The sequence below is a fragment of the Dietzia kunjamensis genome (genome assembly GCF_045689975.1).
Taxonomy (GTDB): domain Bacteria; phylum Actinomycetota; class Actinomycetes; order Mycobacteriales; family Mycobacteriaceae; genus Dietzia; species Dietzia kunjamensis.
Window position 1 is genome coordinate 3,157,279 of record NZ_CP143297.1, and the last position, 26,756, is coordinate 3,184,034.

The 26,756-nt window shown below is 69.7% G+C and carries 27 protein-coding genes; 14 read left to right on the top strand and 13 right to left on the bottom strand.

Features of this window, described 5'->3' with window-relative positions:
• The first annotated feature begins 179 nt into the window (after nucleotides 1-179).
• Entirely contained in the window at nucleotides 180-962 is a 783-nt protein-coding gene (locus tag VZF99_RS14795) for a pirin family protein (RefSeq protein WP_069388502.1), read from the top strand.
• On the opposite strand, the gene VZF99_RS14800 is transcribed toward VZF99_RS14795, so the two are convergent.
• From VZF99_RS14800 to VZF99_RS14815, 4 genes are all read right to left on the bottom strand, one after another.
• On the bottom strand, nucleotides 959-2,692 hold the full coding sequence (locus tag VZF99_RS14800) for a BCCT family transporter (protein WP_407335199.1): 1,734 nt from the start codon (nucleotides 2,690-2,692) through the stop codon (nucleotides 959-961). The two genes, VZF99_RS14795 and VZF99_RS14800, sit on opposite strands and share 4 nt — an antisense overlap.
• A 146-nt stretch (nucleotides 2,693-2,838) precedes the next feature.
• On the bottom strand, nucleotides 2,839-3,447 hold the full coding sequence (locus tag VZF99_RS14805; RefSeq protein ID WP_241742400.1) for a CAP domain-containing protein: 609 nt from the start codon (nucleotides 3,445-3,447) through the stop codon (nucleotides 2,839-2,841).
• Nucleotides 3,448-3,547: 100 nt separating this feature from the next.
• Entirely contained in the window at nucleotides 3,548-4,507 is a 960-nt protein-coding gene (locus VZF99_RS14810; protein ID WP_407335200.1) for a diacylglycerol kinase, read from the bottom strand.
• Complete coding sequence (locus VZF99_RS14815) at nucleotides 4,504-6,105, bottom strand: FAD-binding oxidoreductase (RefSeq protein WP_407336144.1); 1,602 nt, start codon at nucleotides 6,103-6,105, stop codon at nucleotides 4,504-4,506. The genes VZF99_RS14810 and VZF99_RS14815 overlap by 4 nt, the downstream gene beginning before the upstream one ends.
• A gap of 155 nt (nucleotides 6,106-6,260) precedes the next feature.
• Here VZF99_RS14815 and VZF99_RS14820 point away from each other — a divergent pair, with 155 nt between their 5' ends.
• The gene (locus tag VZF99_RS14820) at nucleotides 6,261-6,857 is read left to right on the top strand and encodes a TetR/AcrR family transcriptional regulator (RefSeq protein WP_407335201.1); all 597 of its coding nucleotides are present in this window, start codon (nucleotides 6,261-6,263) and stop codon (nucleotides 6,855-6,857) included.
• Nucleotides 6,854-8,497, top strand: a complete 1,644-nt coding sequence (locus VZF99_RS14825; protein WP_407335202.1) for a glycerol-3-phosphate dehydrogenase/oxidase — start codon at nucleotides 6,854-6,856, stop codon at nucleotides 8,495-8,497. The genes VZF99_RS14820 and VZF99_RS14825 overlap by 4 nt, the downstream gene beginning before the upstream one ends.
• Nucleotides 8,498-8,558: 61 nt before the next feature.
• Here VZF99_RS14825 and VZF99_RS14830 read toward each other — a convergent pair whose 3' ends face one another.
• Entirely contained in the window at nucleotides 8,559-8,957 is a 399-nt protein-coding gene (locus VZF99_RS14830; RefSeq protein ID WP_407335203.1) for a MerR family transcriptional regulator, read from the bottom strand.
• A gap of 132 nt (nucleotides 8,958-9,089) precedes the next feature.
• Between VZF99_RS14830 and VZF99_RS14835 the strand changes: the two genes are divergently transcribed.
• A complete protein-coding gene (locus VZF99_RS14835; RefSeq protein ID WP_407335204.1) occupies nucleotides 9,090-10,655 on the top strand; it encodes a SulP family inorganic anion transporter in 1,566 nt (521 codons plus the stop codon).
• 86 nt (nucleotides 10,656-10,741) lie between these two features.
• The gene (locus tag VZF99_RS14840; protein WP_407335205.1) at nucleotides 10,742-11,947 is read left to right on the top strand and encodes a glycosyltransferase 87 family protein; all 1,206 of its coding nucleotides are present in this window, start codon (nucleotides 10,742-10,744) and stop codon (nucleotides 11,945-11,947) included.
• On the opposite strand, the gene VZF99_RS14845 is transcribed toward VZF99_RS14840, so the two are convergent.
• On the bottom strand, nucleotides 11,899-12,675 hold the full coding sequence (locus VZF99_RS14845; RefSeq protein WP_407335206.1) for an acetoacetate decarboxylase family protein: 777 nt from the start codon (nucleotides 12,673-12,675) through the stop codon (nucleotides 11,899-11,901). The genes VZF99_RS14840 and VZF99_RS14845 overlap by 49 nt on opposite strands.
• Before the next feature lie 146 nt (nucleotides 12,676-12,821).
• Between VZF99_RS14845 and VZF99_RS14850 the strand changes: the two genes are divergently transcribed.
• On the top strand, nucleotides 12,822-13,001 hold the full coding sequence (locus tag VZF99_RS14850; RefSeq protein ID WP_407335207.1) for a hypothetical protein: 180 nt from the start codon (nucleotides 12,822-12,824) through the stop codon (nucleotides 12,999-13,001).
• A gap of 70 nt (nucleotides 13,002-13,071) precedes the next feature.
• Here VZF99_RS14850 and aspA read toward each other — a convergent pair whose 3' ends face one another.
• Nucleotides 13,072-14,535 (bottom strand): aspartate ammonia-lyase, encoded by a 1,464-nt coding sequence (gene aspA / locus VZF99_RS14855; protein ID WP_120285390.1) that lies wholly within the window; start codon nucleotides 14,533-14,535, stop codon nucleotides 13,072-13,074.
• A gap of 106 nt (nucleotides 14,536-14,641) precedes the next feature.
• Between aspA and VZF99_RS14860 the strand changes: the two genes are divergently transcribed.
• The 3 genes from VZF99_RS14860 to VZF99_RS14870 all read left to right on the top strand — a co-directional run bounded on the left by VZF99_RS14860 (nucleotide 14,642) and on the right by VZF99_RS14870 (nucleotide 16,857).
• Nucleotides 14,642-15,463, top strand: coding sequence for a phosphatase PAP2 family protein (locus tag VZF99_RS14860; RefSeq protein WP_407335208.1), 822 nt, complete (start codon nucleotides 14,642-14,644; stop codon nucleotides 15,461-15,463).
• A complete protein-coding gene (locus VZF99_RS14865; protein WP_407335209.1) occupies nucleotides 15,460-16,032 on the top strand; it encodes an O-acetyl-ADP-ribose deacetylase in 573 nt (190 codons plus the stop codon). The genes VZF99_RS14860 and VZF99_RS14865 overlap by 4 nt, the downstream gene beginning before the upstream one ends.
• A gap of 183 nt (nucleotides 16,033-16,215) precedes the next feature.
• Nucleotides 16,216-16,857: a hypothetical protein gene (locus VZF99_RS14870; protein ID WP_407335210.1), complete on the top strand. Its 642-nt coding sequence runs from the start codon at nucleotides 16,216-16,218 to the stop codon at nucleotides 16,855-16,857.
• Between the two features lie 23 nt (nucleotides 16,858-16,880).
• Here VZF99_RS14870 and htpG read toward each other — a convergent pair whose 3' ends face one another.
• A complete protein-coding gene (gene htpG, locus VZF99_RS14875; protein ID WP_407335211.1) occupies nucleotides 16,881-18,944 on the bottom strand; it encodes a molecular chaperone HtpG in 2,064 nt (687 codons plus the stop codon).
• A gap of 108 nt (nucleotides 18,945-19,052) precedes the next feature.
• On the opposite strand from htpG, the gene VZF99_RS14880 reads away from it, so the two are divergent.
• From VZF99_RS14880 to VZF99_RS14890, 3 genes are all read left to right on the top strand, one after another.
• The gene (locus tag VZF99_RS14880) at nucleotides 19,053-19,709 is read left to right on the top strand and encodes a maleylpyruvate isomerase N-terminal domain-containing protein (RefSeq protein WP_407335212.1); all 657 of its coding nucleotides are present in this window, start codon (nucleotides 19,053-19,055) and stop codon (nucleotides 19,707-19,709) included.
• A gap of 84 nt (nucleotides 19,710-19,793) precedes the next feature.
• Nucleotides 19,794-20,222 (top strand): VOC family protein, encoded by a 429-nt coding sequence (locus VZF99_RS14885; protein ID WP_120285398.1) that lies wholly within the window; start codon nucleotides 19,794-19,796, stop codon nucleotides 20,220-20,222.
• Nucleotides 20,223-20,282: 60 nt separating this feature from the next.
• Complete coding sequence (locus VZF99_RS14890) at nucleotides 20,283-21,059, top strand: SDR family NAD(P)-dependent oxidoreductase (protein ID WP_120285400.1); 777 nt, start codon at nucleotides 20,283-20,285, stop codon at nucleotides 21,057-21,059.
• Nucleotides 21,060-21,187: 128 nt separating this feature from the next.
• Here the strand turns inward: VZF99_RS14890 and VZF99_RS14895 are convergent, their stop codons facing one another.
• From VZF99_RS14895 to VZF99_RS14910, 4 genes are all read right to left on the bottom strand, one after another.
• Complete coding sequence (locus VZF99_RS14895) at nucleotides 21,188-22,018, bottom strand: amino acid ABC transporter permease (RefSeq protein WP_069389524.1); 831 nt, start codon at nucleotides 22,016-22,018, stop codon at nucleotides 21,188-21,190.
• The gene (locus VZF99_RS14900; protein ID WP_067718880.1) at nucleotides 22,015-22,677 is read right to left on the bottom strand and encodes an amino acid ABC transporter permease; all 663 of its coding nucleotides are present in this window, start codon (nucleotides 22,675-22,677) and stop codon (nucleotides 22,015-22,017) included. The genes VZF99_RS14895 and VZF99_RS14900 overlap by 4 nt, the downstream gene beginning before the upstream one ends.
• 112 nt (nucleotides 22,678-22,789) lie before the next feature.
• Entirely contained in the window at nucleotides 22,790-23,608 is an 819-nt protein-coding gene (locus VZF99_RS14905) for a glutamate ABC transporter substrate-binding protein (RefSeq protein WP_067718877.1), read from the bottom strand.
• A gap of 57 nt (nucleotides 23,609-23,665) precedes the next feature.
• A complete protein-coding gene (locus tag VZF99_RS14910) occupies nucleotides 23,666-24,400 on the bottom strand; it encodes an amino acid ABC transporter ATP-binding protein (RefSeq protein ID WP_069389523.1) in 735 nt (244 codons plus the stop codon).
• Nucleotides 24,401-24,514: 114 nt separating this feature from the next.
• Between VZF99_RS14910 and VZF99_RS14915 the strand changes: the two genes are divergently transcribed.
• The gene (locus tag VZF99_RS14915; protein ID WP_407335213.1) at nucleotides 24,515-25,753 is read left to right on the top strand and encodes a fatty acid desaturase family protein; all 1,239 of its coding nucleotides are present in this window, start codon (nucleotides 24,515-24,517) and stop codon (nucleotides 25,751-25,753) included.
• Nucleotides 25,754-25,755: 2 nt separating this feature from the next.
• Nucleotides 25,756-26,220 carry a hypothetical protein gene (locus VZF99_RS14920; protein ID WP_407335214.1) on the top strand — a complete coding sequence of 155 codons (465 nt, stop codon included), beginning with the start codon at nucleotides 25,756-25,758 and terminating at the stop codon, nucleotides 26,218-26,220.
• 46 nt (nucleotides 26,221-26,266) lie between these two features.
• On the opposite strand, the gene VZF99_RS14925 is transcribed toward VZF99_RS14920, so the two are convergent.
• Nucleotides 26,267-26,545, bottom strand: a complete 279-nt coding sequence (locus tag VZF99_RS14925; protein WP_067718868.1) for a WhiB family transcriptional regulator — start codon at nucleotides 26,543-26,545, stop codon at nucleotides 26,267-26,269.
• Between the last annotated feature and the right edge of the window lie 211 nt (nucleotides 26,546-26,756).

A 26,756-nucleotide genomic window follows, 5' to 3' on the forward strand; every position in this document is an offset into this window, starting at 1 on the left:
GGCCGCTGACAGATAAACAAACTTTCTGGACAGTTGTTCTGAACGATCGCCCGAGCGGTCGACCCGACCCTAAGGTGCCCCCTCCATCGCCGCCACCGAACGCGCGAGAGCGTCATCCCGCCACCGGCCGATGCTATAGTTGATGCGTCATCCACCTCTGGGGAGGGGGCACAGAGCCCATGTCCGACATCCGTATCCACCGGTCCCGGTCGCGCTCACACGACGCCGGCGGGTGGTTGGACTCCCGCCACTCGTTCTCGTTCGGCAACTACCAGGACCCGATGAACACGCACTTCGGCCGCCTGCTGGTGAACAACGACGACCGCATCGCCGCCGGCTCCGGATTCGACACGCACGGCCACCGGGACATGGAGATCGTCACCTGGGTCCTGTCCGGCTCGCTCGTGCACCAGGACTCCGAGGGACACAGCGGGATCATCTACCCCGGACTCGCGCAGCGGATGAGCGCCGGCACGGGAATCCTGCACTCCGAACGCAACGACGCCTGGCGTGACGGCTCGGTCCGCACCGAGGCCGCTCCCGCCGACCCGGTCCACCTCGTCCAGATGTGGGTCGTCCCGGACGAGACCGGCGGGGATCCCGGGTACGAACAGCTCGAGATCGAACCGGCGGAGCTGGAGAACCAGCTCGTCGTCGTCGCCGGAGGGCTACCCACCTACTCGGACCGTGCCGCCATCCGGATCCGCGACCGCACGTCCGCGCTGCACGCAGCGCGGCTGGGACCCGGCCGGTCCGTCCACCTCCCCGACGCGCCCCACCTCCACCTCTACGTGCCCCTGGGCTCGGTGACGCTGGAGGGCGAAGGCCCGATGGACACCGGCGACGCCGCGCGGATGACCGCCGCCGGGGGACGGCGTGTCACCGCCGGCGACCACGGCGCCGAGATCCTCGCGTGGGAGATGCACGCCGGCATGACGATGCTCGACGTGCGCGGCCACTAGTCCTTCTCGGTTGCCGTCCCCTTGTCGTCGCCGGCCGACAGGGGGGCACCGTCGTCCTGCTCCCCGTCCCCCGGGATGTGGTACAGCGGGTGCACCGGCTCGGGCGAGGGCGCCTCCTCGTGCTTCTCGAGCTCCTCGGCCGAGTAGGCGCGGCGCCACTGCCTGGTGACCGTGGGGGGCCGCTCCCCCATGTCGTTGCTGATTCCGCGGACCAGGCTGTACATCATGACGAAGCCCATGATGAAGAACGGCAGTCCGACGACGGTGATGACCTCCTGCAGCGCGGTGAGCCCACCCTCGCCGGTACCGGCGAGGATCGTCGCGCCGACCGCTCCCATGAGCACGCCCCAGATGACGCGCTGATGGGTCGGCGAGGGCTCGAAGTCGTCGTCCTTGCCGGAGGCCATCATGTCGACGACCATCGACGCCGAGTCGACGGACGTGGTGAAGAAGACGACGACGAGCAGCACCGCGATACCGGAGAGCAGCGTGGCCAGCGGGTAGTTCGACAGGAACGCGAACAGCGCGCCCGGGATGTCGCCGTCGTCGACCACCGCCTCGGTGAGGCCGCCGGAACCGAAGAGTTCGATGTGGAACGAGGCCATGCCGAAGATGCCGAACCACAACACCGAGAAGCCCACCGGCAGGGCGAGGACGCCGAAGACGAACTGGCGGATCGTGCGGCCGCGGCTGATCCGGGCGATGAAGATGCCCACGAACGGCGACCACGTGATGGTCCACGCCCAGTAGAAGACGGTCCACGTGTTCTGCCACGAGGCCAGGTCGTCGTTGGCAGGAAAGACGTTGTTCCACAGCGCCAGCTCCGGCAGGGTCGACAGGTAGATCCCCAGCGACTCGACGGTGCCCTTGAGCAGGAAGAGGGTGGGCCCGGTCGCCACGACGAAGATCAGCAGCGCGACCGCGACCGCGATGTTGAGGTTGGACAGCCGCTTGATGCCCTTCTCCAGGCCCAGGGCCACGGAGATGCACGCGATGGTGGTGACCACGACGATGACGAGGACCTGGACGACCGGGGACATGGCGATGCCGAACAGCTCGTCCAGGCCGGCGTTGATCTGCAGCGTGCCCAGGCCGACCGACGTCGCCACACCGAACACGGTGCCGACGAGCGCCACGATGTCGATCGTCTTGCCGAGCGGGCCGAAGATCTTGTCGCCCAGCAGCGGCGCGAAGATCGAGCTCACCCGCGGTGGCATCTTGCGCTTGTAGATGAAGTAGGCGAACGCCAGGGCGGGCAGCGCGAAGATCGTCCAGGTGTGCAGGCCGAAGTGGTACAGCGTGAACGCCATCGCCTCGGTGGCCGCGTCCCGGGTGCCGGGTTCGACACCCCCGCGCGGCGGGGTCGCGAAGTGCGAGATGGGCTCCGCCACGCCCCAGAACATGAGGATGGTGCCGATCCCGGCCGCGAACAGCATGCCGAACCAGGTGAGTGTGGAGTGCTCGGGCAGCTCGTCGTCCCCGCCGAGACGGACGTGGCCGAATCGGCTCAGCGCGATCCAGATGAGGAAGCCGAGGAACGCGGTGACACCGAAGATGTAGAACCAACCGAGGTTGGTCATGATCCAGCCGGACGCGGTGCCGAATACGCTGCCCACCCATTCGCCGGCGAAGAACGTCACCACGACGAAGGCGACGATGACCCCGACGGTCGTGAAGAACACCCCCGGATCGGTCTTGAGCCTCAGTGCTCTCAGTATCCGTTCGGACATGGTCTCCCCCGTCGTCTCGGCTCTACCCGGGCGCCGGTGCCGCCGGATCGAGTGGTTCAGTCAGAGTGCTGCTTCTATTAGTGGTCGGGCTTCTACTAGTGGTCGGGCTTCTACTTGTGGTCGGACTTCTACTTGTGGTCCTGCTTCTAGTACGCGAAGTTGTGTACCACGAATACCTTCCCGCCGCTCGAATAGGCGATTCCCATCCCGGCGGACCGGTAACCGGGATCGAGGAGGTTCTCGTTGTGGCCGGGCGAGTTCTTCCACAGGTCGACGAGGCAGGTCGCGCCGCAGTGGGTCCCGGCGGCGACGATGTTCTCCCCGTAGCCACGGCCGATCAGGGCGGTGTTGTGGACCACCTCGTCGCGGGCGGCGAGACGGTCGGCCCAGGCCTGGGCCTCACGGTCGAGTTCCGGGTTCGGCGCCAGCGTCCCGAGTGCGCGGCCGACGCGGTACGAGTCGATCTCGCGGACGATGCCCTCGCGCAACCCGCCGCCGACGGCCAGGGCGGTGATGTCCTGGTAGGCCATCTCGCTGGAGCCGACCGCAGCCCACGCCTCGGGAGGCAGTGCGGCCCGCACCTGGGAGACTAGACCGTCCACCTGGGGGACCAGGTGGGCCGGGATCAGGTGCTGCGGGATGAAGGACGGCAGGGTCCGGTCAGCCGTCTGGGCAGAGGCGGTCGCGGCCCCACCCAGAAGGGTGGCGGCGGTGACGGCGATCGTCGCGAGTGACGCGATGGGACTGGTGCGCATGGTGGTGATCATGCCGTCTCGGTGCGCCTGAAGCGAACCGATTGGCCGATGAGGTAACAGGACGGGCGCGGGACGGCGTCAATGCTGTGACCAGCAGATATCAGTGATGCTGGTGTGACTGGAGTGGCTCACGGGGTACGAGGAACCGACCCGCTCCGGGGAGCACCTCGACGGTCACCGGAAGGGGCGCGATGGCGTCCCCGTCGGCGAAGGCCTCGACGTCCGCGGCCTCGAGTCGGACCGTCCGGCACCGCCTCGTCGACACGCCGCGCAGACCCACGTGGGCACCGGAGTAGATCGAGGGGAAGTGCCGCATGAAGCGGAGTTTGGAGATCTTCCCGACGTAGCAGACGTCGAACAGTCCGTCGCCGCGATCCGCGTCGGGTGCGATCTTCATGTCCCCGCCGTAGCTGCGGGTGATCGCGAACGCGCTGAGCAGGACCTCGGTCTCGACGGTGTCCTCGCTCGGCAGCCCGGCGTCGAAGACCATCCGGAAGCGCCGGGGACGGTAGGTCGGGAACTCGATGATCGAGGCGAGGACGTAGCGCAGGGGCCCGCGGAGGAGTCCCATCTCGTTGACCCGCCGGTTGACCTTCGAGTCCAACCCGGCGCACAGCACCGAGGCGAACACCGTTGGTTCCCCGCCGTCCGGGGTGGCCCGGCCGAGGTCGACGGTCTCGACCCGGCCGTCGGCGACGACGTCCGCGGCGGCCTCGGGATCGCCCAGGGGGATGCCGTACTCGCGGACCAGGTCGTTGCCGGTGCCCGCCGGGATGATGCCCACGGGCACATCGGTGAAGGCCTGCGCCTGCACGGCGATCGAGACCATCCCGTCTCCGCCGCACACCACCAGCGCGTCGGTCCCGTCGGCGACCGCCCGCCGCGCCAACGCGAGAGACTCGGTCGCCCCGCCGCCGGCCAGTCGCGTGACCTGGAGTCCGTGCGCACGCAGCCGGTCGGCGGCCCGGTCCGCCACCTTCTCCCCGCGCCCACCGCCCGCGGCGGGGTTGACCAGTAGCGTGACCGCGCCGATCCGGCGGTCGGACAACTGCGCGCTCATGGGATGAGTGTGCCCGGGTTGCACACGCCGTGGGGGTCGACGGCGTTCTTCACCGCGCGCAGCATCCGCAGGCCGACCTCGCCGATCTCCGACTCCAGATACGGGCGGTGGTCCACCCCGACCGCGTGATGGTGGGTGATCGTGCCGCCGGCCGCCACGATCGCCTCGGAGGCCGCCCGCTTCGCCTCGAGCCACTGGGCGACGGGGTCCTGCCCACGCTGACCGGCGACCACGGTGAAGTAGAGGGACGCACCCGTCGGGTAGACGTGGCTGATGTGGCACATGACCAGCGCCGGCGTTCCGGAGGCCTCGAGCGAGGTGGTCAACGCCTCCGTGACCGCGGCCCGCAGTGCTGGCAGTCGGGACCAGTCGGTGGCGGTCTCCAGGGTCTCCACCAGCGCGCCGTTGTCCAGCAGCGCATCGCGCAGGACCGGGGCCCCGAAGCGGCCGTGCTCCCACGACTGCGCGGGCCCCGGGCCCAGCGAGGTGCCGCCGTGGGCGATCAGGACCTCCCGCGTCTCCGTGTGCCGGGACCCGGCGTGGGCAGCCGTGCCCTCGAACAGGCAGAGACACAGACACCCCCCGGAGCGGTCCTCGTCGTCCCCGGCCCGTTCGCCGATCGAGTCGGTCGCGGTCGCGAGGTTCACCATCGTCTCCGTCTCGTCGGACAGGCGGATGACCGTCGGGCCCGTCCCCTGCTGCTCGACCGCGCGCAGCGCCGCGGCGCCGGTGGCGAAGTCGGGGAAGCGGAACGCCTCGTGCCGCACCACCTCCGGCACCGGATGGATCCGCACGCGCACCCGGGTGCACACGCCAAACGCACCCTCCGATCCCAGGAGCCACTGCCGCAGGTCCGGGCCCGCGGCCGACGCCGGGGCCCGGCCCGCCTCGATCACGCCGACCGGAGTGACCACCGTCAGCCCGCTGACCATCTCGTCGAAGCGCCCGTACCCGGCGGAGCTCTGTCCCGAGGACCGGGTCATGGCGCAACCGCCCAGCGTGGCGTAGGGGAAGGACTGCGGGAAGTGCCCTAGCGAGAAACCGTGCTCAGCCAGCAGTTCCTCGGCCCGCGGACCCGTGACGCCCGCCCCGAGGACCGCCTCCCCCGACTCGGGGTCGATGGACTCGAGACCGTCGAAATGGGCCAGGTCGACGCTCAGCACGGCCCTGTTCGTCCCGGAGTCCGGGTCCAGGCCGCCGACGACGGAAGTGCCGCCGCCGAAGGGGACGACCGCGACCTTCTCGGAGGTGCACCAGTCCAGGAGGGCGGCCACCTCGTCGTCGTCCCCCGGGGCCACCACCGCATCGGGGCAGTCCACGGCCGGCCTCGTCCGCCACGCCAACAGGTCGGGCGTCGACTTGCCGCGGGCGCGCGGAAGGCGCTGCGCGTCGTCGACCGAGACGTCGCCGGGGCCCACGATGTCGGCCAGTGCGGCGAGATCGGCATCGGTCAATCGCGACGGCGAGGCGGTCACCGCGGACGGGTCGAACGTCCGCCCGGTCTCCGCGGTCACGCCGAGCACGTCGCGCAGCAGGGCGCGGATGCTCTCGCTCAGCTCCGTGGCCTCGGCGGCCGTCCCCCACCTGGACAGGTCCATCGGCGGTAGCGGCAGGCGGCCGGATCGGTGCTTGTCAGCGGGGTTCACGTCGCTCATACTGGGACACTAGAGCACGATCTGTTCCGCTCACGGGTTTTCGTCCGGTGTCCCGGCACCGACCCGCGCCCCGCGGGACCCGCCGCGAAGGAGGCCCGGTGACCATCTCCGCCCCCTCGCGCCACACCACCCGGGACCGCGCACTCACCGCCGCCCGCGCCGCGATCCTCGAGATCGGCCCCAGTCGCACCACGATGGTCGAGGTCTCGCGCCGATCCGGCGTCGGACGCACCACCCTCTACCGGCACTGGCCGGACATCAGCGCACTGGTCGCCGATCTCCTCACCCGCGAACTCACCGGCGTGGTCGAGCGCGTCGGCCCGGACCTGCTGGAAGGCGCGGTCCACGATGCCGACGAGTTGGCCCGCCTGCTGTGTGCGATGGCCGACGAGGTGCGCACCGACCCCCTGCTCGACGCGCTGCGCCGACACGAGAGCGGCATGCTCGCCGAGTACGTGTTCCGCCGGCTCGGCACGTCCCAGCACCGACTCATCGATTTCCTCCGCGACGTCCTCGCCCGCGCCATCGCGGCCGACGCCCGCCTCGCCGGCCGCGACCCCGACCGCATGGCCACCATGCTCTACCTCGCGGTCCAGGGCGCCGTGCTGTCCGCTCCACTGGCCGACCCGCCGCTCGACGCGGACTCGTGGCGCGCCGAGCTCCACCTGCTCGTGACCGGGTACCTGGGCCTGTGACCGGGCACGCGAAAGCGGACCACGGGCCCACCGCGCGCCCCGGGCCCACCGATGCGACGGCCCCGTCCACCGCGCTGTCCGCCGGTCGACGCGCGCGCGAGCTCGCCGACCTGCGCGGCCGCTCCACTCCCGTGGACCTCATCGTGATCGGCGGCGGCATCACGGGCGCGGGGATCGCGCTCGACGCCGCCTCCCGCGGACTCGAGACCGTGTTGCTGGAGGCCCACGACCTGGCGTTCGGTACCAGCCGATGGTCCTCCAAGCTCGCTCACGGCGGGCTGCGCTATCTGGCGACCGGCAACGTCGCGATCGCACGCCGCTCGGCCGTCGAGCGCGGCATCATGCTCGAGCGCACCGCCCCCCACCTCGTGCGTCCGCTCGCGCAGGTGGTGCCCGTCTACCGCGACACCCCGCCGATGGGGGCCGTGCTGCCGGGCCTCGGGTTCGTCGCCGGCACCGTGCTCTCGCGCCTCGCCGGGACCCGCGCCGACCGCCTGCCGGGCGCGCGGGTGCTGGGCCCGCGCCGGGTCGCCGAGTACGTGCCGGGCGTGCGCCGCGACGGCCTGCGGTTCGGCCACCTCAACTGGGACTGTCAGCTCGTCGACGACGCCCGCCTGGTCACCGCCGTCGCGCGCACCGCGGCCGGGCACGGGGCCCGGGTGATCACGCGGGCGCGGGTGCTGGAGGCGAGCGGCGCGCGGGTCACCGTCCGCGACGAGCTCGGCGCGGGGGTCGCGGGTGGCGGCGACGACGACGAGTTCACCCTCTCCGCGCGGGCCGTCGTGTCGGCGACCGGCGTGTGGGCCGGCCAGACCACCCCCGGGGTGCGCGTGCGCCCCTCGCGTGGCACCCACCTGGTCCTCGACGCGGCCGCGTTGGGCCATCCCGTCGGCGCCCTCACCGTGCCGGTGCCGGGTGAGACCAACCGCTTCTGCTTTGCCATCCCGGCGGAGTTCGGGCGCCTGCACGTGGGGTTGACCGACGTCGACGCCCCCGGCCCGGTGCCGGATGTGCCGGAGTCGACCGAGGCGGAGATCGACTTCCTGCTGGATGTGGTCAACCGCGCGCTCGAGGTGCGGCTGACCCGCGACGACGTGCTGGGGACGTTCGCGGGCCTGCGCCCCCTGGTCGACTCCGGCGACGGCGACACGGCGGATCTCTCCCGCGATCACGCCCTGCTCACCTCGGACAACGGCCTCGTCACGATCACCGGCGGCAAGCTCACGGAGTACCGGCTCATGGCCGAGCAGGTGGTCGACCTCGTCGCGGGGCGTGCAGGACTCCCCGCCGGTCCGTGCCGGACCGCCGACCTCCCGCTCGTCGGGGCGCCGGGGCATCCCGTGGCCGCGGTGGCGGCCACCTCCGCCGGACTCCTCCCCGCCTCCCTGGTCGCGCGCTACGGCCAGGAGGCCGGCACCGTGGTGGCGGCCAGCCTGCTGGATCGGCCGCTGGAGGCGGTGGCCGAGGGCCTCGACGTCACCCGCGCCGAGTTCTCCTACGCGGTCACCCACGAGGGGGCGCTGACCGTCGACGACGTCCTCGACCGTCGCAGCCGCATCGGGCTGGTGGCCACCGATCGGGCCGCCGCCGAGCCGGTCGCCCGTCAGGCCCTCGCCGCGGGACGGGCCGCCGCGGACTGACTGCCGGTACGCCTTCCGCGCCTGTCGCGACCCGACTGGAGCCGACGGGCGCCGGGAGGCCTTAGTCGAATCTCCGGACCAGCTGCAGAAACTCCGTGCCGTAGTCGAGCTGGGTCTGCAGGTCGCGATAGCGGGCCTCCGCCTCCGAGCGGATCTCCTCGACCGTCGTCCGGGCCGCGTGCCAGTCGTCGAGCTCCACCGAACCCGAACCGCGGCCCGCCGAGAGGACGTCCGTCGCCCGGAGGAACTGCCTCATGCGTTCCAACGAGAACCCCAGGGGCTTCATCCGCCGCACCAGGAGCAGTCGCTGGACATCCGCATCGGTGTAGAGCCGGAACCCACCGGCGGTGTGACCGGAGGGCACCACCAGGCCGAGCTCGTCGTAGTGACGGAGGGTGCGGATCGACAGACCGGTGATCTCGGCGACCTCGCCGATCTTGCGCACCGCGTCGTCCAACATCGTTCTCCTTGTGGGCTTGTTCACACTCATGGGCTCGGGTTCGCGCTCGGCCAACTCTACCGTTACGGTACATTCAAAATCTCCCGCTACGGGAGAGTGTGTCATGCCCCTACGTGGTGAGGAAAATTCTCCGTGACAGCTCCCGCGACCACGCCCGGGGCCGCTCCCGCTCCCGGCGTCGACGATGACGGTCTGGCGCCCGTCGGTGTCCTCGCGTCATTCAGGTACGCCCTTTCCTCGGCCCGGCGGCTGCGCACCGAGGTGCTGGCAGGACTGGTCGTCGCCCTCGCGCTGATCCCCGAGGCCATCTCGTTCTCGATCCTCGCCGGAGTCGACCCGCGGGTGGGGCTGTTCGCCTCGTTCACGATGGCCGTGACGATCGCCTTCACCGGCGGGCGGCCGGCGATGATCTCCGCCGCCACGGGCGCGATCGCTCTGGTCATCGCCCCCGTGGCGCGTGACTACGGGATGGACTACCTCGTCGCCACAGTGCTGCTGGCCGGTATCTTCCAGGTGGTCCTCAGCCTGATCGGCGTGGGCCGGCTCATGCGCTTCATCCCCCGCAGCGTGATGGTCGGGTTCGTCAACGCCCTGGCGATCCTCATCTTCACCGCGCAGATCCCGCACCTGCTCGGGGTGCCCTGGCTGGTCTACCCGATGGTCACGGCCGGCATCGGCATCATGGTGTTCTTCCCCCGGCTCTCGGCCGCGGTTCCCGCACCGCTGATCGCGATCGTGGCGATCACCGCCGTCGTGGTGCTGTTCGGCTGGACCATGCCCAACGTGCGCGACCAGGGTGAACTGCCCGACTCGCTGCCGTCGCTGTTCATCCCCGACGTGCCGTGGACCATGGAGACGCTCCAGATCATCGCCCCCTACGCCCTGGCGATGGCCCTGGTCGGGCTCATGGAGTCCCTGATGACCGCCAAACTCGTCGACGACCTCACCGAGGTGCGCACCGACAAGACCCGCGAGGGCTGGGGCCAGGGTGTGGCCAACATCGTCACCAGCTTCTTCGGCGGCATGGGCGGTTGCGCGATGATCGGCCAGACCATGATCAACGTCAAGCAGTCGGGCGCCCGCACCCGCCTGTCGACCCTCCTGGCGGGCGTCTTCCTGCTCATCCTCGTCGTCGCACTGGGCGACATCGTCGGCCTGATCCCCATGGCCGCTCTCGTCGCGGTGATGATCATGGTCTCCGTGGCCACCCTGGACTGGCACTCCATCCATCCCCGCACCCTGCGTCTGATGCCGCTCAGCGAGACGGTCGTCATGATCGTCACCGTGGCCGCCACCGTGATCACCCACAACCTGGCCATCGGCGTCGTCCTCGGCGTCCTCACCGCGATGGTCATGTTCGCCCGCCGGGTCGCGCACATGACGAGCCTGGAGAAGGTCTCGGAGCTCGACGTGAATCACGACGGCACCATCGACATCCGTACCTACCGGGTCCGCGGGGAACTGTTCTGGGCCTCCAGCAATGATCTGGTCTACCAGTTCGACTACTCGGGCGATCCCCAGCACGTTGTCATCGACCTGACCGAGGCCGACATCTGGGACGCCTCCACCGTGGCCACCCTGGATGCGATCAGCCACAAGTACGCGGCCAAGGGCAAGACGGTCGAGATCATCGGCCTCGACGGGGCCAGCCAGGAGCGGCTGGAGAAGCTCTCCGGCAACCTCGGTGAGGGGCACTGACCTGACCCGACCCGGCCTGACCAGACCAGACCAGACCGTATCCTGGTCGACCGCACCCCGTTCCGGACCGAAAGGAGCGCTACCCGATGCACACCCTCCCGAAGCCGGGGAGCGCGCTGCGCCTGGCAGGTCTGATCCTGACCGCGGCGGTGATCACCGCGGTCATGGTGCGAGCCGCGACCGAGTTCATGCTGGACCTCCAGGTGTTCCAGGACGCCGGACGGGCCCTGCTGGCCGGGGCGGACCTGTACTCCGAGGGCTTTCCCACCCGCTCGGGCTTCAGGTTCATCTACCCGCCGTTCGGCGCCGTCGTCTTCCTGCCGCTGGCGCCACTCGGAGCCACTGTCGCCCAACTCGCCTGGACCGCCGCCACGGTGGTCGCGGTCTGGGCGATCCTGGCCATGGCCGCGTCCCGGCTCCAGCTTCAGGGCGCACGAACCCTGGCCCTGGCACTGACCGGCGTGGCGCTGCTGTTCGAGCCGGTCCGCGCGAACATCGGCTTCGGCCAGATCAACATCTTCCTGTTCCTCATGGTCACCGCCGACGTCCTGGGCTTCACTCCCCGCCGCGCCCGCGGCGTCTTGCTCGGCCTGGCCGCCGGCATCAAGATCACCCCGGCCGCGTTCGGCGTTCTGTTCCTCGTCCGTAGAGACTGGGCGTCCCTGGCACGGGCGGTTGGGACAGTCGCGGCCACGATCGGCCTCGGGCACCTCATCCGCCCGGCCGAGTCCTGGCATTTCTGGACCGCCGAGTTCTTCCTCACCGAACGGGGCGGCACACGGCACTTCGTCCCCAACCAGGCCCTGAGCGGCCTGCTGGCCCGGGCCCGGATCCCCGCCGAGCACCTCGACCCGCCCGTCTACGGCTTCTTCCTGCTCGTCGCCGCGGCAGCCACCTGGGGAGCCTGGCGACTGGCCCGGGACAGCCGGCCCGTCGACGCCCTGCTCCTGGTCGCCCTCGGGGTCTTCATCGCCTCTCCGGTGGCGGTGACCCACCACTGGTCCGGCGTGATCATCGCCATCCCGCTACTACTGACCGCCCGGCGCAGACCGGTCCGGATCGCGGTGGCGGTCCTGGTCCTCACCCACCTGATCGGCACGCACTACGCCTACGCGCTCACCGCGGTCGACCCAGCCGCCCACGTGCTGCAGTGGCTCATCGGCAACGCGCAGGGCGTGAGCGGAATCGCCGCGTTCGCGATCCTGCTCGGCGACGCCGCTCTGGGCGGCGCCCCCGGGCGGCGTCAGCCGATCCGTTCGGGCGCCTGGAACTCGGCCTCGAACCTGTCGTAGGAGAAGGTGGCGAGGGCGCGGGCGCGGTCCAGCCCGAGTTCGCGTACCGCCTCGGCGAACCGCGCGACATCGGCGTCGCGGTCATCCGCGCCCGTCGCGATCGTCACGCGAGCGCCGCTCAGCGGACGCATCCGCCCACCCCGGGCGGTGGCCTCGGCCGTGACCCGCACCGGCTGACCGTCGAGGACCTGCACGCAGTTCATGGCGAGTGATTGGCTGCCGGGGATCGGGACACCGACGCGGGTATCCAGCCTGAGATCGACCCCGCCCGCGCCCGCCGACCCGACGGCCCCGAGGCGGGCATCGTCGAGCGCCCCGCCGGCGGTGCCGACCATGTCGCCCTTCCACTTGGGAAAGCCCCACAGCTCATTGCCCGCCGCGAGGGTGAAGTCCTGGTCCACGGGCAATTCGTGGATGTGCACCAGGGTCCCGTGGCCCGGCACCTTGAGCTGGAAGGCCAGTCCCATCTCGTGGTACGCACCCAGGACGTTGCCCGGCACGTCGTGGTAGCGCACGTGGATCATGATCGCGGGGGTCCGGCCGCCGGGCAGTGCCACCGGCTCGGCGCCCGCGGTGTCGAGGACGGCGGACTGGCGGCCGGCGGCGATGAGCCGGCGGACGACGGCTGCCCGGGTGAGAAACGCCGCGCCGGAGACCGAGGCGGACACGACGGGGACCGGGAAGGTGATCTCGCGCCCGGCGACGACGCGGGAGGTGGGAGAGCTCATGGTGCGACGGTAGCGGTCGCGCGGGCCGGAATCATCAGTTTGCCCGGCTAACGATCGGGGCGGCGGGTCCGATATCACCTGTGTAAGCCAGCTCACGTCCCGCCGCCCGGTTCGCGGCGCGACCACCGATCCATCCGGAGGCACTCATGATCAAGGCCATCGCCGACTTCTTCGCCCAGTTCGACTTCACCGTCGGCTCGTCCGCCGCCATCAACGCCGCGATCTCGGGCTCGTCCGCATTCATCGACCAGCAGTTCGGTTTCGACAGCTCGCTGGGGAACCTCGCCGTGAGCAGCATCGGTCGCGTCGGCGAGCCCACCACCTGACACGGCTCACCCTGACACGGCTCACCTGGGTCGGAGTCGGACCGCCCTGGTCCGACTCCGACCCGGCGACTCAGGCCGTGGGGCCGGTCATATCCTGCCCGGGTTGTGCCACGTCCCGTGTACCACCTTTTCCCTTGTACTTCGGCCGCAGGAGGTTGGACGGCGACAAGATGTCATCGAGCTCCTCCGCCGACAGCAGCCCCATCTCCAGCACCACTTCCCGGACCCCGCGGCCCGACCGGGCGCACTCACGGCCGACCCGGTCACCGTTGTGGTGGCCGATGATCGGGTTGAGGTAGGTGACGATCCCGATCGAGTTCATCACGTTCTGGCGGGCCACCTCGACGTTGGCGGTGATCCCCTCCACGCACTTCTCGGTCAGCGTCTCGATGGCGTTGGTCAGCAGGGAGATCGACTCGAACATCGCCTGGGCGATCACCGGCTCCATGACGTTGAGCTGGAGCTGACCGGCCTCGGCGGCCATGGTCACGGTGACGTCGTTGCCGATCACCTTGAAGCACACCTGGTTGACGACCTCGGGGATCACCGGGTTGACCTTGGCTGGCATGATCGACGACCCGGCCTGCAGCTCCGGCAGGTTGATCTCGTTGAAGCCGGCGCGCGGCCCCGAGGACAGCAGCCGCAGGTCGTTGCAGATCTTGGAGACCTTCACCGCGGTCCGCTTGAGGGCGGCGTGGACGTTGACGTAGTCGCCGGTGTCGCTGGTGGCCTCGATGAGGTTCATCGCGCCGGTGACCGGCAGTCCGGTGACGGCCCGCAGATGTTTGATGACGGCGCGACGATAGTCGGGCGGGGTGTTGACTCCGGTGCCGATCGCGGTCGCACCGAGGTTGACGTCGAGCAGCATCCGGGCCGCGGCGCCGAGGACGTGGAGTTCCTCGTCGAGCGTCACGGCGAAGCCGCCGAACTCTTGGCCCATCGACATGGGGACCGCGTCCTGCAGCTGCGTGCGCCCCATCTTGAGGACCTCGCGGAATTCCTCGGACTTGTCGTAGCAGGCCTCCCGCAGGGCGACGATCGCCGGCTCGAGTCGCTCCAGCGCGTGCCACAGGGCGATGCGGAATCCGGTCGGGTAGGCGTCGTTGGTGGACTGTGAACGGTTGACGTCGTCGTTGGGGCTGACGATGTCGTAGGAGCCCCTGGGGTGGCCGAGGCGCTCGAGGGCGAGGTTGGCCACGACCTCGTTGGTGTTCATGTTCACCGAGGTGCCGGCGCCGCCCTGGAACTGGCAGGAGGGGAACTGGTCCATGCAGCGCCCGTCGACCAGGATCTCGTCACAGGCCCCGACGATCGCCTTCGCCACCGTCTCGTCGAGGACACCCATCTCGAGGTTCGCGAGCGCGGCGGCCTTCTTGACCATGACCATGCCGCGGACGAAGTCGGGGATGTCGCTGATGGTGGTGGCGGTGATCGGGAAGTTCTCGACGGCCCGGACCGTGTGGATGCCGTAATACGCCTCCGCCGGGACCTCCTTGGTACCGAGCAGGTCATGTTCCACACGGGTCTGGCTCATTCGTCCTCCGCCTCTCGGGTCGCCTGCGGCCCACCCTAACCGCGCCGCACCCGACCTCGCGGCGATCCACCGGCGGGAAGGCCGCCGCTCTGCCTAGTGTGGGGGCATGTCGCGCACGACGACCTCCCGTCGCTCCCGAGCGTTCACCTCCGCTCGGGACATCCTGCGGCAGCTGTACCCGTCGGACGGGGTGCTGGGCAGCATCGTCGACCGGCGAGAGATGCCGCTGCCGCGCGGGACGTGGACGATCTTCGGGGTGGCGTTCGTCGGGTTCGCGACCCCGGTGATCGGATTCGTTGAGCTGGCCGAGCGCATCCGCGGCGATGCGGGCCTGCCCTTCGACCGGCCCGTCATGCTGTGGCTGCAGAGTCGCCATTCGCCGCGCAACACGCGCATCGTCCGGGCCGTCACCGAACTCGGCGGAGTCACTGCGGTGCCGTTGTTCGCCCTGGCCACCTCGGCGTATCTGGTCTCCGTCCGGGGCAGTCGCCGGCCCGCCGCACTGTTGACGGTGTCCCTGGTGGGGTCGACGATCATCAATTCGGTGCTCAAGGCCCTGTACCGGCGGGGTCGGCCCACGTTCTTCACCCACATCGTGGAGGAGAAGAGCTACTCGTTCCCCAGCGGTCACGCCATGGCGAGCGCGGCGTTGGCCGGGTGCGCCTGCGTCCTGGCCTGGCCAACGGCGTGGCGTTACCCGGTGATCGTCGGGTCCGCGGGGTACGTCCCGGCCATCGGCGTCACCCGCATGTACCTGGGTGTGCACTTCCCGAGCGACATCCTGGCCGGCTGGTGCGTGAGCCTGGCGTGGGTGGGCGAGGTGGCGACCATCATGTGGTTGATGGACCGCCTCGACGACTCGCCGACGCCGATGATCACCCACCGGAGGTCACCCCGCGAGGCCGTGACGCCCGGGGTGTCGGGATGACGACGACGAGGCGCGCCCGGATCGAGCTGGGCCGTGGCGACATCACCCGGATGGCCGTCGACGCGGTGGTCAACGCGGCCAACAGTTCCCTGCTCGGGGGCGGCGGTGTGGACGGGGCGATCCACCGCGCGGGCGGGCCGACGATCCTGGCCGAGTGCCGGGAGCTGAGGGCGGGCCGCCTGCGCGACGGGCTGCCGACCGGACAGGCCGTCGCGACCGGCGCCGGAGATCTCCCCGCCCGCTGGGTCATCCACACCGTGGGCCCGGTCTACGAACGCACCGGCGGCGCGGAAGCAACGGGCGGCACGGGCGGCACCGGCGGCGGAGCGCTGCTGGCCGGCTGCTATCGCAATTCCCTCGCCGTGGCCGATGAGCTCGGCGCCCGCACGGTGGCCTTCCCGCTCATCTCCGCCGGGGCCTACGGCTGGCCGCGCGAGGACGCGATCCGCACCGCGCTCGGGACTCTCGCCGGCATCGACACCGAGGTGGAGTCCGCCACGCTGCTGCTGTTCGACGCAGCCACCCTGAGCTTGGCCGAGCAGTGCCTCGCCGAGATCCGGCCCCGCTGACCCGCCCCGCGCCCGGCCCGCCTCGCACTCCGATCCGCCCCGCCCCGCGCCACCCCGCACCGCACCGCACGCACCACCCCGCGCCGCACCACCCCGCACCAGCCAGATCCGCTACTCTCCCTCCGGATCCGCTACTCCAATCCGACCAGCGGATCCGTATTCGGGATAGCGGATTTTCGGGGGGTGGCGGAGAACGTGGTGGTCGAGAGCGGTGCGTCGGCCCGGGGCCCGGTCGCGTCGGATGGGCGGGCGCGTGGCGTGCTCCCGGCGACGGTTCTGACGGAGGTCTGCGCACCGTGGGTGGTGCTCACCGTCGGGTCGGTGCACCTCGGCCGACGGGTCGGCTCGACGGGCTGGGGCTTCGCGACCGCCGCGGGCCTCGGCCTGCTGCCACAGGCGGCGATCACCTGGCGGGTCCGGCGGAAGGCGCTGTCCGATCACCACGTCACGCGGCGGGAGGACCGGCCACTGGTGATCGCCGGGATCGCCGGGTCGGTGGCGTCGCTCCTGGCGGCCCAGCGGCTCCGCGGCGCCCCCGACGAGCTGCAACAGATGACCCGCGCGGCTCTGGTGGCGCTGGGCGTGACCGGGGCCGCGACGCTCCGGGTCAAGGTCTCGTTCCACACCGCCGTGCTCGCCGGGGTGATCGTGGTACTCGCCCGCGAACTCTCACCCCGCTACCGGCGACTGCTGGTCCTGGTGCCGGCGGTGGCGTGGGCACGGGTGCGGATCAGTCACCACTCCCCTGCCGAGACCGCGCTCGGGGCGGCGATCGGAGCGGCCTGCGGGGCCCTGGGCGGCGGCCGGACACTGATGGTCGGGTAGCCGCCGCCCGGGGCGGAGCCGGATCAGATCCGGTCGACCAGCAGCTTGGCGAACGCGGCCGGATCGGACAGCGTGCCACCCTCCGCGAGCACGGCCGCACCCGAGAGCAGCCGGGCGGTGTCGGTGAGGCCGGGCGCCTCCGGATCCGACGCGTACTGCTCGCGCAGCCGCGTGACCAGCGGGTGCGTGGGGTTGAGCTCCAGAATCCGCTTGCTGGTGGGCAGCTCCATGCCCGAGGCGCGGTACATCGCCTCGAGCTGCGGGGTCATGTCGAACTCGTCGCCCACCATGCAGGCGGCCGACTCCGTGAGCCGGTGCGACAGGCGGACCTGCTTGACCTCGTCCGACAGCTCCTCGCCCAGCCAGGTGAGCAGGTCCGCGAACTCGGCGGCGTCGGGCGCGTCCTCGCCCTCCTGCGACTCCGAGCCGATGCCGGACAGGTCCACGTCGCCCTTGGCCACCGAGCGCAGGCGCTTGCCGTCGACCTCGCCGACCGCGTCCACCCACACCTCGTCGACCGGGTCCGTGAGGATGAGGACCTCGACGCCGCGGGCCCGGAACGCCTCCAGGTGCGGGGAGTTCTCCACCGCCGCGCGGGACGCCCCGGTGAGGTAGTAGATCTCCTCCTGCCCGTCGGCCATCCGGGAGACGTACTCGGCGATGGTGGTGCCCACCTCGTCGTCGTCACGCTCGTCGTCGCGCGGGGTCTCGTCCGATCCGGACCCGGCGTCCCCGGCGCCCGCCTGGGCGGGACGCGTGGAGGCGAACGTGCTCACGGCCAGCAACTGCTCCCGGGCGTCGACGTCCGCGATCAGGCCCTCCTTGAGGACGGCGCCGAAGTTGGCCCAGAAGCTCCGGAACTCCTCCGGCCGGTCGGTCTTGATCTGCTCGATCGTCTGCAGCACCCGCTTGACCAGGCGCTTGCGGATCGCCCGGATCTGGCGGTCCTGCTGGAGGATCTCGCGGGAGACGTTGAGCGACAGGTCCTGGGCGTCGACGATGCCCTTGATGAAGCGCAGGAACGGCGGGACCAGCTCCTCGCAGTCGTCCATGATGAACACACGACGGACGTAGAGCTGGACGCCGCGCTTGGTGTCCGGGGAGAACAGGTCGAACGGCGGCTGCGTGGGCAGGAACAGCAGCGCCTGGTACTCGAACGTGCCCTCGGCCTTGAGCGTGATGGTCTCCAGCGGCTCGTCCCAGGCGTGCGAGACGTGGCGGTAGAACTCCGCGTACTCCTCGTCGGTGACCTCCGAGCGGGGCCGGGTCCACAGCGCCTTCTGGGAGTTGAGCGTCTCCGTCTCGGTGACGGTGCCACCGGCCGCGGACCCCTCGGCCTCGGACCCCTCGGCCTCGCCGTCCCCGTCCGTCGACTCCGGCTCCGGGGCCGGGCGCTCGACGTCCATGCGGATCGGCCAGGCGATGAAGTCCGAGTACGTGCGCACCACCCGGCGCAGGGTCTGCTCCTCGGCGTAGTCCGGGAGCGCCGCGTCCCCGCCGGCCGGCTTGAGCTGCAGGATCACCGAGGTGCCCTGGGGGGCGTCCGGGGCGTCCTCGATCGTGTACGTGTCCTCCCCGCTCGACGTCCAGCGCGTCCCGACGCTCTCGCCCGCCTTGCGGGTGACCAGCGTGACCGTGTCCGCGACCATGAACGTCGAGTAGAAGCCGATGCCGAACTGGCCGATCAGATCAGCGGTGGCCTGCTCCGAGACCTCACCCGACTCCTGGGCCGCCCGGGCCGCGGAGAGTGCCTCCCGCATCTGCCCGGTGCCCGACCTGGCGAGCGTGCCGATGAGGTCCACCACCTCGTCGCGGGACATGCCGATGCCGTTGTCGCGGATCGTCAGCGTCCGGGCGCCGGCATCCGGGATCAGCTCGATGTGCAGATCCGAGGTGTCCGCGCCGAGCGAGGAATCCTGCAGCGCGGCCAACCGGAGCTTGTCCAGCGCGTCCGACGAGTTGGAGATGACCTCGCGCAGGAAGGTGTCCGGATTCGAATAGATCGAGTGGATCATCAGATCCAACAGCTGCCGGGTCTCGGCCTGGAACTCCCGGGTCTCTGCTGCACCGGAGGTCTGCGGGCTCATGGCGGGTATCGGTCCTTTCTCGTCACGGCTGAAGGGCTGGCGCGATCTGTTCACACCGTCCCAGTCAACCTAGTGTGAAGCCCAGACATTCCTGGAGGTGAGGTGCCCGTGACCCCGACCCCGCTGAGCCCGGAGGACCTCGCGGTCCTCGACCGGGCCACCACCCTGTTCGGCCGCGCTCTCGCCGGCGGACTCGAAGGTGACTGCGAGGCCTGCCCGGGATGGACCCGCCGCGACTGCGCCAACCACGTCCTGGGCGGTGGACTGCGCTACGCCGCCTACTTTTCTCGGTTGCCGGAGTCGGAGATCGAGTGGACCCGCACCGCCGACCACGCCGGTGAGAAGCCGGTCCCCGCCCTGCACCGCACGTCCGCGGGCCTGCGCAGAGAACTCTCGCGGGCCCGGGACGCGGACGCGATCGTCCAGCACCGGCTCGCCGAGATCCCGGTCCGCGACCTCCTCGCCCTGCGCGTCTTCGAACTCCTGGTCCACGCCCACGATCTCGACCCGCGGACGTGGGTCTCGACGGAGGCGGAGGACCTCGCCGCCTGGACCCTCGACCACGCCAGGAGCGTGGTGGAGTTGATGCGGTCGTTCGACGTGCTCGCCGAGGCGAGCCCCGTGACGCTCGGGGCGGATTCTCGGGCCCGACTGCTCGCGCTGTCCGGACGGCGCCCCTCCCCGGCCGGGCCGGGCGGCAACGGCGACAGCGACAGCGACAGCGGCAGCGACAGCGGCAGCGACAGCGACAGCGCCCAGAATTAACGTGACCGGTTCCGCAGACGGGTCTAGCGTTGCGAATACCGGGTAGCACCGGCACGCGGTCGCCCACGAGGAGAGGCTCCGACAATGGCCATGACCTGCGTCCCCTACATCTCCTTTCCCGCCAACGCGGCGGAGGCGTTCCCCTACTACCAGGAACTCTTCGGCGGGAAGCTCGAGGTGATGACCTACGACCAGTTCCCCTCCACGGAGGACTTCCCGTTCGACCCACCGCACGGTTCGGTCGCCCACGCGACCCTCGAGGCCCCCGGGATCAGCCTGACCGGCGGTGACGCCATGGGCGAGAGCCTCCCGCAGCCGCGCAGCGACGTCTACTCGTTCCTGCTGGGATTCGACACCGAGGACGAGGCCCGTGCGTTCCTGGACAAGGTCACCTCGAGCGGTGGCGAGATGGCGATGCCGTTCGAGGTCGCCCCGTGGGGTGACCGGTACGGGCAGGTCCACGACCGGTTCGGCATCCGATGGGACGTCGTCGTGCCGGGCACCGGCGACTGAATACGCGCTGACCCGGCGAAGGTACCCATATCCAGCGCCGGTGCTTGTTACCGTGCAGGCATGGATATATCTGGAGCAAGTGCCATCGTCACGGGCGGTGCGTCGGGAATCGGCGCCGCCGTCGTCCGTCAGCTCGCCGCCAAGGGCGCCAAGGTCGTCGTCGCCGATCTCAATGCCGAGAAGGGTGAGGCCCTGGCGAACGAGGTCGGAGGCGTGTTCGTCTCCGTCGACGTCACCAAGACCGACCAGAACGAGAAGGCCGTCGCCGCCGCTCTCGAGCTCGGCCCGCTGCGCTACCTCGTCAACTCGGCCGGCATCGGCTGGGCGCAGCGCACCATCGGCCGCGACGGTGAGTACTCGTCGGCCTTCGACATCGACTCGTTCCGCAAGGTCATCGACATCAACCTCATCGGCTCGTTCGACATGCTGCGGCTGGCCGCCACCAAGATGAGCACTCAGGAGGCCGACGAGGACGGCCAGAAGGGCGCCATCGTCAACATGGCCTCCGTCGCCGCGTTCGACGGCCAGATCGGCCAGGCCGCCTACTCCGCCTCGAAGGGCGGCATCGTCGGCCTGACCCTGCCCGTCGCGCGTGACCTGTCGGCCGCCGGCATCCGCCTCAACACCGTGGCGCCCGGCCTCATCGACACCCCGATCTACGGCGAGGGCCCGGACTCGGAGGCGTTCAAGGCCAACCTCGGCTCGAATGTCCTGTTCCCGAAGCGTCTCGGCTCGGGCGACGAGCTGGCGTCCATGGTCATGGAGCTGCTCACCAACCCGTACATGAACGCGGAGACCATCCGCGTCGACGGCGGCATCCGGATGCCACCGAAGTAGCACGCCCCCGGAATCGACCACGCCCCCGGGCATCGAAAAGGACGTTCCGCGCACTCCCTCTCGGGCGATGTGCGCGGAACGTCCTTTTCGTCGGTATGGGTGCGGGTCTCCGTCGGTGCGGGTGCGGGTCAGACCTTCGCGCGGCGCTTCTTCATCCGGCCCTCGAGGTACACGGCGAACTTGGTGAGCGTGTAGTTGACGAGGATGAACAGGATGCCCGCCACGATGTACGCGGGGACGGTGTTCGCGTACGCCGAGCCCAGGGTCTTGGACCAGTTGAGCAGCTCCAGGTAGGTGATGCCGTAGCCCAGTGCGGAGTCCTTGAGGACGACGACGAGTTGGCCGACGAGGGCCGGGAGCATCGCCGTGAGTGCCTGGGGGAGCTGGATCGAGCGCAGCACCTGCCCCGGGGTGAGGCCCACGGCCAGTCCCGCCTCGGACTGCCCCGCGGGCAGCCCGTGGACACCCGAGCGGACGAGCTCGGCGATGACCGCGCCGTTGTAGAGGGTGAGCGCGGTGACGACGGCGGCGAGCGGCGCGTGCTGGTTGGGCACGATGTTGGAGGTGGCGAAGTAGCCGAAGTAGGCGAAGACCATCATCAGCAGCACGGGCACGGAGCGGAAGAACTCCACGATCACGCTGCAGAACCAGCGCAACGGTGCGAACGGCGAGAGCCGCCCCATGCCGAAGAGCAGCCCGAAGACCACGGCGAGCACGATGGAGATCGCCGCCGCCGTGAACGTCCCCTTGAGTCCCGGGATGAGGTAGGACGTCCACACCTCGGGGTCGGTGACGAACGGCTCCCACATGAAGGCCTTGAGCTGGCCAGCCTTCTCGAACTGGAGATAGATGACGTAGGCGATGGCGACCACGAGGACCACGCCGACAGCGGTGAGGATCCTGTGCCGCAGCCGGGCCTTGGGGCCGGGTACGTCGAAAAGTACCGCCTGTGTGCTCATCGCTTCACCGACAGCTTCCGGGAGAGGGAGGTGGTCCACAGTCCGATCGGGAGGGTGAGGACCACGAAGACCATGGCGAAGAAGAAGAACGTCAGCAAGCTCGCGCCCTCGTTCTCCGTGATGACCTGGAGCAGGCCGGCGGAGTCCCCGACACCGATGACCGCCGCGACGGTGGAGTTCTTGATCAGCGCGATGACCACCGACCCCAGCGGGGCGATGGACCCGCGGAACGCCTGCGGGAGGATGACCTCTCGCATGGACTGGCCGAAGGCCAGACCGATCGAGCGGGCGGCCTCCGCCTGCCCCACCGGGACGGTGTTCACGCCGGAGCGCAGGGCCTCGCAGACATACGCGGCGTGGTAGACGGCTAACATGATCGCGGCCCACCAGAAGGCGTTGCGGGCGAAGTCGTCCGAGACCGACAGCTGGAGGATGAAGGACAACCCCAGGATGCTGAAGACCATCAGCAGCGTCAGGGGGAGGTTCCGGAACGTGTTGACGTACGAGGTGCCCAGGCCGCGCAGGACGGCCACCGGGGACACGCGCAGAACGGCGATGATCGTCCCCAGGACCATGGCCCCGATGGTGCCCAGGACCGACAGCTGGATCGTCACCCAGACCGCCCCGAGGACGTCGTAGTCGGCGAAGATGTCGCCCATGGTCCACCTTCCGTGGTGAGGTGCCCGCCCTCCCCCCTGCGCCGACGGGTCGGCGCGGGGAGGAGGCGGTGGTCGGCCGGAGCGGGTGTCGCTCCGGCCGGGACGGATCAGGTCAGGCGCAGGCCTCCGGCTCGGGCGGGTTGCCCTCGCCCGGGGTGAAGCCGGCGGCGCCGAGGTTCTCCTCGACGGCGGTGTCCCAGCTGCCGTCGGAGATCATCTCGCGGATGGCCTCGTTGATCTGCTCGCACATCTCCGTGTCGCCCTTGGCGATGCCGACGCCGTACCGCTCCTCGGAGAACGGCTCGCCGACCACCTCGAGCTGGCCCTGGTACTGGTCCTGGGCGGCGTACCCCGCGAGAATCGTGTCGTCGGTGGTCAGGGCGTCGACCGCGCCGGACACCAGTGCCGAGACACACTCCGAGTACGTGCCGAACTCCTGCAGGTTCACACCCGGCACCTGCTCCTTGACCGTCTGGGCCGAGGTCGACCCGGTGACCGAGCACAGACGCTTGCCGTCGAGGGAATCGGGACCGGTGATCGAGTCGTCGTCGGAGCGGACCAGCAGGTCCTGGCCGGCGATGAAGTACGGGCCGGCGAATCCGACCTTCTCCTTGCGGGAGTCGGTGATGGAGTACGTGGCCACGATCATGTCGACCTGACCGGTCTCCAGCAGCGTCTCGCGCTGGGCGCTGGGGGCCTGCACCCACTCGATCTCGTCCTCGGGGGTCCCGAGCTTGTCGGCGATGTAGCGCGCCACGTCGACGTCGAGGCCGGTGTAGTCGTTGCCCTCCTTCAGCCCGAGTCCCGGCTGGTCGAACTTGATGCCGACCTTGAGCTGGTCCTCGCCGCCGCCATCGTCGCTACCGCACGCGCTCACGCCGAGTGCCAGGGCGACGGCCGCCGTGGCCGCTCCGATCCGTCGGATGTTCATGGGTTCTCCTCGTGGGATGGGTGGATGGGTCTCGTTCGGGTCCGCGGACGGGCCCGACTAGTTGGTGAGGATCTTGGACAGGAAGTCCTTGGCCCGGGAGCTCTGCGGATTGGTGAAGAACTCCTCCGGGGTGGCCTGTTCGACCAACTCTCCGTCCGCCATGAAGATCACGCGGTCGGCCGCCTTGCGGGCGAAGCCCATCTCGTGGGTCACCACGACCATGGTCATACCGGTCTTGGCCAGCCCCGTCATCACGTCGAGGACCTCGTTGATCATCTCCGGGTCCAGGGCGGACGTCGGCTCGTCGAAGAGCATGACCTTGGGGTCCATCGCCAGCGACCGGGCGATCGCCACGCGTTGTTGCTGACCGCCGGACAGCTGCGCCGGGTACTTGGACGACTGCTCGTGGACACCGACCCGTTCGAGCAGTTCCATCGCGCGCTTCTCGGCCTCCGACTTGGACTGTTTGCGGACCTTGATGGGACCCAGCGTCACGTTCTCGAGGATCGTCTTGTGCGCGAACAGGTTGAACGACTGGAACACCATCCCGACGTCGGCCCGCAGTCTCGCCAGCGCCTTGCCCTCCTCGGGCAGCGGCTTGCCGTCGATGGTGATGGAGCCGCTCTCGAAGGTCTCGAGCCGGTTGATCGTGCGGCACAACGTCGACTTCCCGGACCCCGACGGGCCGATCACCACGACGACCTCCCCCTGCTCGATGGACAGGTTGATGTCCTTGAGCGCGTGGAAGTCACCGAAGTGCTTATTGACGCCTGAGATCTCGACGAGAGCCATGGTGGGATCATAAGCGTCCGATGAACGCTTGCCGGTCAACTCGGCAGTAGTTGTCCGCAGTTCGGGTTTCCCGGAACGGTCGACATGACGCTGACCGCTACGTACCGTTCTTACATGGCGATATCTGATGTAAGGGAATACGCCCATCTCTCCGCCGAGGACGTCGATGCCATCGGTGAGGAACTGGACGCGATCCGCCAGGAGGTCGTCGACTCCCTCGGGGACGACGACCGCCGCTACGTGCAGAACACCATCCGCCTGCAGCGCGGACTGGTGACCGGCGGCCGGGTCGTCCTCCTCTTCTCCGGGTACCGACCCGCGTGGCTGGTGGGCACCGGACTACTGGCGGCCGGGAAGATCATCGAGAACATGGAGCTCGGGCACAACGTGATGCACGGGCAGTGGGACTGGATGAACGACCCGGTTATCCATTCCAGTTCCTGGGAGTGGGACATCGTGGGCACGTCCGAGCACTGGAAGGCCACCCACAACTACCACCACCACAAGTACACCAACATCGTCGGCATGGACGACGATGTCGGGTACGGCGTGGTGCGGGTGACGCGCGACCAGCCGTGGCACCCGGCGAACTCGCTCAACCTGGTGTGGAACACGATGCTCGCGTTCGCGTTCCAGTGGGGCGTCGGCGTCCAGCACCTGGAGATCGCGCCGGGGACGATCAACTCCTCGGGGTGGGACGAGCAGAAGAAGCGGATCGGACAGTTCCTCCGCAAGGCCCGGCGCCAGGTGGGCAAGGACTACGTGTGGTTCCCGCTGCTGTCGGGGCCCAACTGGAAGTCCACCATGAGCGCCAACATGACCGCCAACGTCATCCGCAACCTGTGGTCCAACGCCGTGATCTTCTGTGGCCACTTCCCGGACGGCGCCGACAAGTTCACGCTCGAGGACCTGGAGAACGAGACGCAGGCGCAGTGGTACCTGCGCCAGATGCTCGGCTCCGCGAACTTCACCGGCAGCAAGCTCACGCACTTCATGTCCGGCAACCTGTCGTTCCAGATCGAGCACCACCTCTTCCCGACGCTCCCGTCGAACCGGTACGCGGAGCTTTCGGAGAAGGTCCAGGACGTCTGCCGGCGGTGGGACCTGCCGTACACCACCGGACCGCTGTACAAGCAGTACTGGCAGTCCTGGCGCACGATCGCCAAGCTCTCGCTGCCGAACCGGTTCCTCAAGGCCACGACGGACGACGCGCCGGAGACCCGCTCGGAGAAGATGTTCGCCGGTGAGCCGAAGACCTACGACGACGCGGTGGGTCCGCGGTCGGGCCTGGTCACCGCGCTCAAGCACCACACAGGCCCCGACCAGCTGCGTCGTCTGACCCGGACGGTCTGAGCGTGGCGGGCCCGGGAGAGGGAGACCGGACCCCGAGCGTCGACGAGGCGCATCGGCGGCCAGAGGGGGCGACCGACGCCGAGGTCGAGGCGGCCGGCACCGTCGGCGAGGCGATGGAGTACATCGAGCGCGCCCGCGGGCACCTGTACGACCTGCACCAGCTGATCGGCCGGGCGGACATCCTCTTCCAGGAGGCCGCCGACCAGCTGGCGCAGTCCGGTCGGCCCGAACTGGCGGAGCGCATCCGCGACGAGATGGTGGGGGTCAACGTCCTCCACGGGCGCTGGACGTTCCAGATCGTCGAGGAGTTCGACGACGGGTTCTGGAGCACGGCCCGGACCCTCGACCGAGCGGTGCGCGACGAGCTCACCGGAGGACGACGGCATGTCCACGAGGCGGAGATGAAGGAGGCCAACCGGACCGGCGGCCGCCGGGGGCACGAGGCCACCCCGCAGGATCACAACTAGGATCCGGACCGCCGGACCGTCAGCCGAGGACCCACCAGCCGAGCGATCAGCCCGTTCTGTGGCGGCCGGAGATCCTGTGCCTCTCGGCCTCGGTGAGTCCGCCCCACACTCCGTAGAGTTCACCGGAATTGAGGGCGAACTGCCGACAGGTATCGAAGACCGGGCACGTGGCGCAGACCGACTTGGCCTGCTCCTCCTTCTTGCGCCGCTCCCCCTTCGACTCCTCCTCCAGGCTGTAGAACAGGTCTTCGTGCCCGATGCACGCGGCGTTGTCACGCCAGGACCAGAAGTCCGAGGTGGGTTCGAGGTTCCTGTATCTCGGCATTCATCCTCCGTCCCTGCGCCTCGCGAAGTGCCCTGCCTCGAGCCCTGAAAGTTCGTCGTTCGCAGTGAGTCCCGCAATACTGTCAGGGTTCCGGGGACGTCGCGCCGCACTTTCGGGGTCGTGAGATGAAGGATCGCCCCCGGGGACGGCATGTGTGCAGCAGTTATCAGCCTTCGTGATGGCATCGTGAGAAAACGCCTAGGCGTGGTCC

Coding starts and splice junctions, on each gene's coding strand:
- VZF99_RS14895 (WP_069389524.1), bottom strand. CDS start 22,018: ATGAGCACACAGGCGGTACTTTTCGACGTACCCGGCCCCAAGGCCCGG.
- VZF99_RS14795 (WP_069388502.1), top strand. CDS start 180: ATGTCCGACATCCGTATCCACCGGTCCCGGTCGCGCTCACACGACGCC.
- VZF99_RS14810 (WP_407335200.1), bottom strand. CDS start 4,507: ATGAGCGCGCAGTTGTCCGACCGCCGGATCGGCGCGGTCACGCTACTG.
- VZF99_RS14910 (WP_069389523.1), bottom strand. CDS start 24,400: ATGGCTCTCGTCGAGATCTCAGGCGTCAATAAGCACTTCGGTGACTTC.
- VZF99_RS14890 (WP_120285400.1), top strand. CDS start 20,283: ATGGATATATCTGGAGCAAGTGCCATCGTCACGGGCGGTGCGTCGGGA.
- htpG (WP_407335211.1), bottom strand. CDS start 18,944: ATGAGCCCGCAGACCTCCGGTGCAGCAGAGACCCGGGAGTTCCAGGCC.
- VZF99_RS14850 (WP_407335207.1), top strand. CDS start 12,822: ATGATCAAGGCCATCGCCGACTTCTTCGCCCAGTTCGACTTCACCGTC.
- VZF99_RS14805 (WP_241742400.1), bottom strand. CDS start 3,447: ATGCGCACCAGTCCCATCGCGTCACTCGCGACGATCGCCGTCACCGCC.
- VZF99_RS14925 (WP_067718868.1), bottom strand. CDS start 26,545: ATGCCGAGATACAGGAACCTCGAACCCACCTCGGACTTCTGGTCCTGG.
- VZF99_RS14830 (WP_407335203.1), bottom strand. CDS start 8,957: ATGTTGGACGACGCGGTGCGCAAGATCGGCGAGGTCGCCGAGATCACC.
- VZF99_RS14865 (WP_407335209.1), top strand. CDS start 15,460: ATGACGACGACGAGGCGCGCCCGGATCGAGCTGGGCCGTGGCGACATC.
- VZF99_RS14900 (WP_067718880.1), bottom strand. CDS start 22,677: ATGGGCGACATCTTCGCCGACTACGACGTCCTCGGGGCGGTCTGGGTG.
- aspA (WP_120285390.1), bottom strand. CDS start 14,535: ATGAGCCAGACCCGTGTGGAACATGACCTGCTCGGTACCAAGGAGGTC.
- VZF99_RS14840 (WP_407335205.1), top strand. CDS start 10,742: ATGCACACCCTCCCGAAGCCGGGGAGCGCGCTGCGCCTGGCAGGTCTG.
- VZF99_RS14915 (WP_407335213.1), top strand. CDS start 24,515: ATGGCGATATCTGATGTAAGGGAATACGCCCATCTCTCCGCCGAGGAC.
- VZF99_RS14885 (WP_120285398.1), top strand. CDS start 19,794: ATGGCCATGACCTGCGTCCCCTACATCTCCTTTCCCGCCAACGCGGCG.
- VZF99_RS14800 (WP_407335199.1), bottom strand. CDS start 2,692: ATGTCCGAACGGATACTGAGAGCACTGAGGCTCAAGACCGATCCGGGG.
- VZF99_RS14905 (WP_067718877.1), bottom strand. CDS start 23,608: ATGAACATCCGACGGATCGGAGCGGCCACGGCGGCCGTCGCCCTGGCA.
- VZF99_RS14845 (WP_407335206.1), bottom strand. CDS start 12,675: ATGAGCTCTCCCACCTCCCGCGTCGTCGCCGGGCGCGAGATCACCTTC.
- VZF99_RS14815 (WP_407336144.1), bottom strand. CDS start 6,105: ATGGACCTGTCCAGGTGGGGGACGGCCGCCGAGGCCACGGAGCTGAGC.
- VZF99_RS14860 (WP_407335208.1), top strand. CDS start 14,642: ATGTCGCGCACGACGACCTCCCGTCGCTCCCGAGCGTTCACCTCCGCT.